This window comes from Streptomyces flavofungini, from assembly GCF_041028215.1.
In the GTDB taxonomy this organism is placed as follows: domain Bacteria; phylum Actinomycetota; class Actinomycetes; order Streptomycetales; family Streptomycetaceae; genus Streptomyces; species Streptomyces flavofungini_B.
Genome location: NZ_JASKYR010001424.1, coordinates 1 through 1066, shown reverse-complemented (window position 1 = coordinate 1066; position 1066 = coordinate 1). Strand labels below are relative to the sequence as shown.

Annotated in this window: 2 pseudogenes; one reads left to right on the top strand and one right to left on the bottom strand. The window is 74.1% G+C overall.

The window, feature by feature from the left end:
- Nucleotides 1–451: pseudogene (locus AB8Z36_RS41460) on the bottom strand (N-acetylmuramoyl-L-alanine amidase); the annotation flags it as partial.
- A 138-nt stretch (nt 452–589) separates the two neighbouring features.
- Between AB8Z36_RS41460 and AB8Z36_RS41455 the strand changes: the two are divergent.
- A pseudogene (locus AB8Z36_RS41455) lies at nt 590–1066 on the top strand (TIGR03089 family protein); the annotation flags it as partial.

The following is a 1066-nucleotide window of genomic DNA, read 5'->3' as shown; positions in this document are numbered from 1 at the left end:
CACCGACCCGGASGSSCSCSGGTCGRTCCGGGCGGASCCGGCCAGCGGCGCGCTCGGCCGTCTCGGGGTCGGCCGCGTGCTCGTGGTTGTGCGTCTCCACGTCCTGCCAGCCCGACCAGGCGGTGCCGCCGGTCGGCCGGGTGCGGACCTGGACGGTGCCGTGCAGTTCGTCCTCCGGGTCGTCCCAGACGACACCGATGAGGGAGTACGGCTCCACATCGCGTTGGGTCAGGCCCTGTTCGCGCACCTCCGTGGGGCCGAGGGAGCGCTCGGGGTGCAGTGGGCCGAGCGGGAGCGACTGGGTACTGCCGGGGACCGCCTCCGCGGCGGGCCCGGCGGGCGGCGGAACGCCGGGCGTCGAGGCTTGGGCGCCGGACGTCGGCAGGGTGAGGGGCAGGGCCAGAGCGGCCGCGCACGTGACGCCGATCGAGGAAGCAAGGAATCCACGCATACAAGTGATATTCGGCATGACGGGACATATCTGTCCATTGGGGATGTGACGGGCTGTTCGCCAGAAGCGGCTGTTCCGGTGCTCCGCGCTCCCCCGCCCCGCCGTTCGGCGCCGAGGTGTCCGCGTACCCTTGCGCCCGTGAACGCCAACGACCGCACCCCCGCCGACCTGCTGCGATCCGCGCTCGCCGCCGATCCAGGCCGCCCTCTGGTCACCTTCTACGACGACGCCACGGGCGAGCGCGTGGAATTGTCCGTGGCCACCTTCGCCAATTGGGTGGCCAAGACCGCCAATCTGCTCCAGGGAGACCTCGCCGCCGAACCCGGTGACCGGGTCGCGCTGCTGCTGCCCGCGCACTGGCAGACGGCCGTCTGGCTGCTCGCCTGTTCCTCGGTCGGTGTGGTCGCGGACGTGGGCGGCGACCCGGCCGCCGCGGACCTCGTCGTCAGCGGCCCCGACACGCTCGACGTTCGCCCCCGTCGACCCGGCGGGGCCCGCCCTCGCGGTCGCCGGGGAGGAGCTGACCGGCGCCGAGGTCGTGGAGCGGGCGCGGGCCGACGCGTCGGGGCAGGGCCTCGGCCCCGGCTCGCGGGTCCTTTCGGGGCTGCCGTACAC